General features: G+C 68.6%; 7 protein-coding genes. 4 read left to right on the top strand and 3 right to left on the bottom strand.

What is annotated here, in order from left to right; translation table 11 throughout:
- The first annotated feature begins 114 nt into the window (after positions 1 to 114).
- Together D7Y11_RS14260 and D7Y11_RS14255 are read left to right on the top strand one after the other, a co-directional pair.
- Entirely contained in the window at positions 115 to 3,000 is a 2,886-nt protein-coding gene (locus D7Y11_RS14260; protein ID WP_126933970.1) for a YncE family protein, read from the top strand.
- A gap of 187 nt (positions 3,001 to 3,187) precedes the next feature.
- Positions 3,188 to 3,601, top strand: a complete 414-nt coding sequence (locus D7Y11_RS14255) for an immunoglobulin-like domain-containing protein (RefSeq protein WP_126933969.1) — start codon at positions 3,188 to 3,190, stop codon at positions 3,599 to 3,601.
- 18 nt (positions 3,602 to 3,619) lie between these two features.
- Here D7Y11_RS14255 and D7Y11_RS14250 read toward each other — a convergent pair whose 3' ends face one another.
- Positions 3,620 to 4,525 carry a LysR family transcriptional regulator gene (locus tag D7Y11_RS14250; protein WP_126933968.1) on the bottom strand — a complete coding sequence of 302 codons (906 nt, stop codon included), beginning with the start codon at positions 4,523 to 4,525 and terminating at the stop codon, positions 3,620 to 3,622.
- Positions 4,526 to 4,630: 105 nt separating this feature from the next.
- Between D7Y11_RS14250 and D7Y11_RS14245 the strand changes: the two genes are divergently transcribed.
- Entirely contained in the window at positions 4,631 to 5,035 is a 405-nt protein-coding gene (locus D7Y11_RS14245; RefSeq protein WP_126933967.1) for a RidA family protein, read from the top strand.
- A 20-nt stretch (positions 5,036 to 5,055) separates the two neighbouring features.
- On the opposite strand, the gene D7Y11_RS14240 is transcribed toward D7Y11_RS14245, so the two are convergent.
- Positions 5,056 to 6,045 carry a hypothetical protein gene (locus D7Y11_RS14240; RefSeq protein WP_126933966.1) on the bottom strand — a complete coding sequence of 330 codons (990 nt, stop codon included), beginning with the start codon at positions 6,043 to 6,045 and terminating at the stop codon, positions 5,056 to 5,058.
- Between the two features lie 65 nt (positions 6,046 to 6,110).
- On the opposite strand from D7Y11_RS14240, the gene D7Y11_RS14235 reads away from it, so the two are divergent.
- Complete coding sequence (locus D7Y11_RS14235) at positions 6,111 to 7,502, top strand: APC family permease (RefSeq protein WP_126933965.1); 1,392 nt, start codon at positions 6,111 to 6,113, stop codon at positions 7,500 to 7,502.
- A gap of 55 nt (positions 7,503 to 7,557) precedes the next feature.
- Here D7Y11_RS14235 and D7Y11_RS14230 read toward each other — a convergent pair whose 3' ends face one another.
- Complete coding sequence (locus D7Y11_RS14230; RefSeq protein ID WP_126933964.1) at positions 7,558 to 7,755, bottom strand: hypothetical protein; 198 nt, start codon at positions 7,753 to 7,755, stop codon at positions 7,558 to 7,560.
- Positions 7,756 to 8,174: the final 419 nt, after the last annotated feature.

Below are 8,174 nucleotides of genomic sequence, written 5' to 3'. Positions count from 1 at the left end.
CTCCCCATGCGTGCATTGCCCTCCCCCACCCCCTCCCTTCGGAGGGGGCGATGTCGCGGGCCTCACTGGTAATCCCGAGTGCGCAGCTCTTACACGCTCACCCAGGAGATCCCCATGGTCCGTACCCCGCAAGTGGGCCCGAGCAAGAACCGGTGGCGCACCCGAGCCGGTCTGCTGTGCGCCGCCGCATCGCTGTTCGCCGCATCCCCCGCCGCAGCCCAGGCGCCCTCGTTCATCGAGTTCGAGAGCGCGCACGTGCGTCCGTTGGCCCTCTCTCCGGACGGGACGAAGCTGTTCGCCGTCAACACGCCGGACAACCGCCTGGAGGTCTTCAATGTCACCAGCGCGGGCCTGTCGCTCGCGGCGGAAGTGCCGGTGGGCCTGGAGCCCGTGTCCGTCGGCGTGCGCAACAACACCGAGGTCTGGGTGGTCAACCACCTGTCCGACAGCATCAGCGTGGTGAGCGTGAGCGGCACGCCGCACGTGGTGCGCACGCTGCTCGTGGGTGACGAGCCGCGCGACATCGTGTTCGCCGGCGCCAACGGCAATGCGTTCATCACCACCGCGCACCGGGGCCAGCAGCGCACGGATCCATCCATCGCCTCCGTGCCCGGCGCGGGGGACCCGCAGCTCACCACGCCGGGCGTGGGCCGCGCGGACATCTGGGTCTTCAACCCCGCGTCCCTGGGGGCGACACTGGGCGGCACGCCCGTCCGCATCCTGACGCTCTTCGGCGACACGCCGCGAGGCCTCGCCGTCAGCCCGGACAAGAAGACGGTCTACGCGGCCATCGCGCAGTCCGGCAACCGGACGACGACCATCAACATGGACAGCGTGTGCAACGGCTTTGGCAGCGCGGGCGTGTGCCTGGTCCAGCCGGACTCGTTCCCGTGGGGCAACAACCTCTTCCTGGGCGGCCTGCCCGGCCCCTCCACGAACGCCCAGGGTGCGAAGGCGCCGGAGACGGGCCTCATCGTCAAATGGAACAGCGCCCTCAGCCGCTGGGAGGACACGCTCGGCCGCAACTGGAACAACGGCGTGCGCTTCAACCTGCCGGACAAGGACGTCTTCGCCATCGACGCGGACGGCCTGCAGCAGAAGGCGTTCTACACGGGCGTGGGCACCACCGTCTTCAACCTGGCCACCAACCCGCGGACGGGCGCGCTGTACGCGACCAACAGCGACGCCAACAACCACACCCGCTTCGAGGGCCCCGGCACCTTCGGCGGCAGCACGGTGCAGGGCAACATCGCGAAGATGCGCATCACCGTCATCAAGGGGACGACGGTGTCTCCGCGCCACCTGAACAAGCACATCGACTATTCGAAGCTGGCCGGCGCCCCCGGCTTTGACTCCACGGCGAAGAATCACAGCCTCTCCACGCCCACGGAGATGGCCATCTCCAGCGACGGCGCGAAGCTGTACGTGGCCGCGTTCAGCTCCAGCAAGGTCGGCGTGTTCGACACCGCGGCGCTGGAGGCGGACACCTTCAATCCCCGGACCGCGAGCGCCAACTACATCCCCGTGAGCGGCGGCGGCCCCAGCGGCCTGGTGCTGGACGAGGCGCGCAACCGCCTCTACGTGATGACCCGCTTCGACAACGCGGTGAAGGTCATCGACCTGGCCACGAAGAGCCAGGTGGCCTCGGCGGCCCTCTTCAACCCCGAGCCCGCCTCCGTCGTGCAAGGCCGCCCGTTCCTCTACGACGCGAACTTCTCCTCGGCCAACGGAGAGGCCTCCTGCGCCAGCTGCCACATCTTTGGCGACAAGGACGAGCTCGCCTGGGACCTGGGCAACCCGGATGACCCGGTGACGACCAACGCCATCGACAAGCGGCTCGCGAGCAACCTGGAGATTGGCGCGTTCCGCCTGCTCACCGGCCACCCGAGCTCGGACGTCAACGGCACCGGCAACCAGAACTCCTTCCACCCGATGAAGGGGCCCATGACGACGCAGACCCTGCGCGGCATGTCCACCTCCGGCGCCATGCACTGGCGCGGGGACCGGTCGACGGGCTTCTTCGGCTCGGGTTCGTATGACGAAGCCCTGTCGTTCAAGAACTTCGTCGTCGCCTTCCCGGGGTTGCTCGGCCGCGTGGATCAGCCCACCGAGGCGGAGATGAACCAGTTCACGAACTACCAGCTCCAGGTACAGCTGCCGCCCAACCCCATCCGCAAGCTGGACAACTCGCTCACGTCCACCCAGGCATCCGGCCGCGACTTCTACTTCGGTAGCCGCCGCGTGGACGGCCTGGCGATTGGCACCAACACCGGCTTCAACTGCAATGGCTGTCACACCATCGACGCCGCACAGGGCCACTTCGGCACCGACGGTCAGGCCAGCTTCGAGGGAATCAGCCAGATCATGAAGATTCCCCACGTGCGCAACATGTACACGAAGGTCGGCATGTTCGGCTTCCCGGACAGCAGCTTCTTCCAGCACTCGGAGACGGGGCCCACGGGCGACCAGATCCGCGGCTTCGGCTACACGCACGACGGCGCGGTGGACACGCTGTTCCGCTTCTTCAGCGCCATCGTCTTCTCCAACACCAGCATCGGCGGGCCGCTGGTGGGCTTCCGCGGCGACACCGATCGCCGCGAGGTGGAGGCCTACATGATGGCGGTGGACTCCGACCTGGCGCCCATCGTCGGACAGCAGGTGACGCTCACGTCGACGAACGCCTCCGCGGTGGGAGCGCGCATCGACCTGCTCATCGCCCGGGCGAAGGCGCCGTTCGTGTCGAAGATCCTCGGCGGCTCCACGTATGAGGCCGACCTGGTGGCGAAGGCCGCCATCGGAACCCGCGTGAAGGGCTTCCTCTTCGACCGCGTGGCCGGCACGTGGAGGCCAGACGACGGCACCGCCAACCTCACCACCACGGCCCTGCGCGCGCTGGCGAACACCCTGGGCCAGGAGGTGACCTTCACCGCGGTGCCTCCGGGCTCCGGCACGCGCATCGCGCTCGACCGGAACCTGGACGGCAGGCTCGACGGTCAGTGACGGACTGACGTGGATGGCCCCCTCCCCGCCTCTCCGGTGCCCCCGGGGAGGTGGGGCTTTTTCGTGTCCGCTGGCCGGGGCTCTCAAATAACTGAGAGGCCTGTCGGCACGGTCCCCCGGAAAACGATGGGATGACCATGGCCTGACAGCTGCATCAGCGCCAGAGCCCAATCCCAGGAGGATGCAGATGCGACTCACACTTCCGTTGATGGCCCTCACCACGCTGCTGGTGGCGTGTGGGGAGGTAGAGGTCTCTCTCTCCACGGACGCCACGGAGTATCGGCCCGGCGACACCGTCCAGTTCGAACTGCGCAACGAGGGCACTCGCGAGGTGGGCTACAACCTCTGCACCGTCCGAGTCGAGCGCAGTCAGGACACCGCGTGGAGCACCACACCGCACCTGGACGAGGGCGAGGCGTGTCCGCTCATCCAGCACACACTGAAGGCCGGCGCCCGGGCCCATGGCACGCTGAGGCTCCCCACGGAGTTCCCTGCCGGCGAGTACCGCATCGTGCACGACGTGGACACCCTGCGGACCGACTCAGAGGGGCGGACCCTCCAGGAGCAGGTGATCAGCAATCCCTTCCTCATCGAGCCGTGACGATGCGGGATGGCTGGCTCAGCGCGCCTTCGGGTTCCATTGCTCGACCATCAGGTCGATGAAGCGCCGCACCTTCGCCGGCAGGTGACGTTTGCTCGGGTAGAGCGCCATGATCGGGACATGCTCCGTCTCACAGGACGGAAGCAGCGCCTTGAGCCGCCCGCTCGCCAGGTCTTCGTTGACCAGGAAGCCAGGAAGATAGGCGATGCCCAGCCCCGCGACGGCTGCGTCCCGGATTGCCTCGCCACTGTCGAGCCGCAGGCGGCTTCGTCCTTCCACCTTCACCGTGGAGCCGCCCTTCTGGCGCAGCTGCCAGTGCTGCCGTCGCGTCCGGCTGCTGAAGGCCAGACACTCATGCCCCGCCAGGTCCTCCGGCGTGGCGGGTTCGCCGTGCGCGTCCAGGTAGGCGGGCGCCGCGCAGACGAACACGGGGTATCGGGCCACGGTCCGTGAAACCAGGCGCGTGTCGGTGCTGGAGGCATTGATGCGCACCGCCAGGTCGTAGCCCTCCTCGATGATGTCCTCGACGCGATCGGAGAAGCTCACCTCCGCCTGCACCTCGGGCCAGGTCCGCAGATAGTCCCGCAGCAAGGGAAGGACCTGCAGTCTGCCGAACGCGGCGGGCAGCGTGAGCCGCAGCAACCCCCGGGGCGTGCCCGTGCGCTGTCCGACGCTGGCTTCCGCGTCGTCCAGGGCCGCGAGGACCTGCAAGCAGCGCTCGTGAAAGACGCGGCCCTCGTCGGTGAGGCTCAGGTGGCGCGTCGTGCGGTTGAGCAGGCGCACCCCCAGGCGGGATTCCAACCGGGCCAAGGCCTTGCCAGCCGCCGAACGCGTCAGGCCGAGGGCCTGTCCTCCACCCACGAAGCTGCCCGCGTCCACGACGGACATGAAGGCGAAGATTTCATCCAGTTGGGAGCGCTTCATCGATGGCGCTCGATTGTAGCGACCGCGTCGCGGGAGAGGGGAACGCCGTTCGTCAATGGCCCCGGTATACGAGCCAGTCACTCACCTTCCCTTTGGAGATGATCCATGCCCGTGACCCTGCTCAACCCCGACGGAATCATGAAGCCCGACGTGTACCGGCAGGTGGCCATCGCCACCGGCACCCGGCAGGTGCACATCGCGGGACAGGTCGCGTACGACGCGGAGGGCCAGTTGGTCGCTCGCGGCGACCTGGCCGGACAGGTGGCGCAGGCCTACCGCAACGTCGCCATCGCCCTCGCGGCCGCCGGGGCGACGTTCGACGACGTCGTCCGGCTGACGTTCTACGTGGTCGACTGGAAGCGCGAAGCGATGCCTGACTTCATCGCCGGCATCGAGCAGGCCGCCAGGGAGCTGCGGATCTCGCCAGCGCCGGCCTCGCTGATCGGGGTCTCGGTGCTTTACGAGCCGGGCGTCCTTGTGGAGATCGAAGCCACGGCCATCGTGGGCTGAGCCGCTTCCCGCTTCAGGGGTCACCCGGACCGGCTGCGCCGCGACCTGGCGCGCGGGTGTGGCGGCTTCTCGCGCGGCGGCTTGACGACCTTGGGGGCCACGGGCGTCCGGGCGAGGTGGAGCATCTGGTAGAGGCTCAGCAGCATCATCGTCACCGCGAGGGACTCATCCGGGGTGGAGGACTTCTCCTCCCCCGTGTCCTTCGGGACAAAGGGACGCCAGGTCTCCTCCAGCTGGATCCGGAGCCGCAGGTGCTCTCCGGTGATGCGCAGCCGCTGGAGCTTCGCGCCGGGAGGAAGGCGCACGGTCGCCCGGGCCCGGTCGAGCGACAGCGCCACGAGCCGCGGGTGCCGCTTCTCCTTCACTCGCAGCCGGGCCTCCAGGAACAGCGCATCGTGTTCCTTGATCCGCGTGCGCCGCCGGGGCCCGTTGGGTCCACGGTCGCTGACCCGGACACGGCGTCGCTCCACCGCGCTCAGCCGCAGGTGCGAGCCATCCGCCAGCCGCGTTTCCAACGTGAGCCACGGGTCCAACACATCCGGCGGAGCCGTCTTGATGCCCTTGAGGAAATACAGGCTCGAACCCGGTCCCTCGGGCCGGGGATCGGGACGAAGCCGCAGGCGCACGGACGCGTCCGGTGCGAGGTCCGCCTTGAGCCGCTGGAGCACCCGGACGACCAGCTCCGGCCGGCGGCCCGGATCGTCGCCAGCGTGCCCGGGCACGCGCAAGCGGGTGGAGAACATCCCGCGAATCCCCAATGCGGCCACAAGCCCGAGCCCCAGGACTCCCGCCACGACGGACAGCGGGCCTTCGACAGTGCCAGCAATCCCGATGCACAGGATGACGACCCCCAGCGGCGCCAGGGACCGCGCCCCGGACAGCAGGCGGTGCCTGAAGCGACGGGCCTGCTGGGCCGCGGGGAGCGCGCGCAGGGCACTCTCCACGCCTGACAGGGGGCCTTCTACCGCCAGGGCATCCAGCGCCGGGTCGATGCCATCCGAAGTCGCCAAGGGGCCCCTCCTTCCAACATGGACATGTTCGGGCGCGGGCATGCTAGCCGATATGCTGGGTGCCCATGAGCCCCTCCCCCACACAGGATGAAGCTGGAGCCCATCGCGACGGCTACGCCCGGCGTGTCGGTTTGTTCTCGGGGGTGATGCTCGTCATTGGCGGCATCATCGGTTCGGGCATCTTCCTCAACCCGGCCATCGTCGCGCAGCGCGTGCACACACCCGCGCTCACCCTGGCCGTGTGGCTGCTCGGCGGAGTCGTGGCGCTCATTGGCGCCTTCATCTACGGGGAATTGGGACAGCGCATCCCCAGGGCGGGCGGCAGCTATGTCTATCTGCGCGATGCCTTTGGTCCCCTGCCCGCGTTCCTCAATGCGTGGGGTTTGATGCTGATGATCGCCACCGGCGCCATCGCCGCGGTGGCCGTCACCTTCGCCAACTACACGCTCGCGCTCACCGGCCTGGGGCCCGGCTTCCGCTTCCCCCTCGCCGTCGGCGCCATCCTCCTGCTCTCCGGGGTGAACTACTTCGGCGTGCGGTCCGGGACGCTCACGCAGAACGTCTTCACCGTGCTCAAGCTGCTGGCGCTCGCGGTGCTCGTGGGCGCAGGGCTCCTGCTCGAAAGCGCCCATCCTGCCGCGGTGGAGGTCGTGGCCGCTCCGGTGGCGCCCGACTCCCTCGTGCTCGCGCTGGGGGCGGCGCTCGTCCCGGTGCTGTTCAGCTACGGCGGCTGGCAGCAGACGAACTTCGTGGCCGAGGAGATGGTCGACCCCGAGCGCAACCTGCCGCGCGCCCTGCTGCTCGGCGTCATCGGCGTGGTGACGGTGTACCTGCTCGCGAACCTCACCTACCTGCGCACGCTCGGCGCGGTGGGGCTCGCGGCGAGCAGCGCTCCGGCGGCGGACGCGCTCGGCCAGCTCATCGGGCCCGCGGGCCGCACGTTCATCACCCTGGGCGTCGCCCTCTCCACCTTCGGGTTCCTCAACCTCGTCATCCTGGTATCTCCGCGCGTCTACCAGGCCATGGCGGCGGATGGACTGTTCTTCCCGTGGATGGCCCGGCTGCACCCGCGCTACCGCACGCCCTCCAACGCCATCCTCTTCCAGGCGGCCTGGGCCATCCTCCTCACGGGCACGGGCACGTACGGCGAGCTGCTCGATTACGTCGTCTTCGCCGACTGGCTCATCTTCGGCGCCACGGCCGCGACGCTGTTCGTCTACCGAGCGCGCGAACGCCAGGGGCTGGTGCCTCGCGCCGCGTACCGGGTGCCCGGCTATCCCATCACCCCGCTCCTCTTCATCGCGGCGGCGCTGTACGTCCTGCTGGGCTCCACGGCCTCCAACCCGCTCAACGCGCTCAAGGGCACGTTGCTGTTTGGCGCGGGCGTGCCCGTGTTCCTGTTCTGGCGCCGGCGCACCCGGCGGACAGAGACCCCGCCGGCCCTGGGCGCGCCTTGATGGGAGGCCCGGCGATCCATCGCGATCGCCAGGCGCCCCGGTTCACGCTCGCGACTCAGCTCTCGACGGCGGCGGACTGCTCAGCGGCCGGGTTCTGCTCGCTGCACACCTGCGCGGAGGCATCGGCCTGCTGGACCGCTTCCGGGGTCGCCGGGGCGGAGGAGTCGCTGGAGCCGCCAATGCCATCCACGCAGCCCCAGAACATCGCGTTCTCGGCGCACGTGGTCGTGCGTCCCCAGACATCACAGACCATGCTGCAGGGCCTTTCATAACAGATGTCTTCACACTGGGGCTTCGCGGCCAGGGCCGCCGCGGGCGAAAGGGAAACAACAGCCAGGGCAGCCAGAAGGGACTTCCGCAGCGTGCGCATGTGTGCTCCGTCTGAGAAGAACTGCCCCACCAGTGTATGATGTTGTTTGACTACGAATACAACACGTATTTGTTTTGCTCTCAGTCGCTCAACGACATCGGGGAGCTGACGGAAGCCTGCGGCTGATTGAGCCCATTGCGTCTCCCCCCCGCTCGCCTGCCTACCCGGCGAGCGGGGGCACGCCGAACCCAGGTGGCGTGTATGGGTAGACCCGTGGAAAACCCCTAGCCGGGCCTCCAACGCAATGTGCAACACCGTCCGGACGCAATCGTCCGCGCCCACAGGAATCACCTGATTTGCTC

Source organism: Corallococcus sp. AB018 (genome assembly GCF_003986945.1).
GTDB classification, from domain to species: domain Bacteria; phylum Myxococcota; class Myxococcia; order Myxococcales; family Myxococcaceae; genus Corallococcus; species Corallococcus exiguus.
This window is presented reverse-complemented; position numbering and strand designations above follow the sequence as displayed.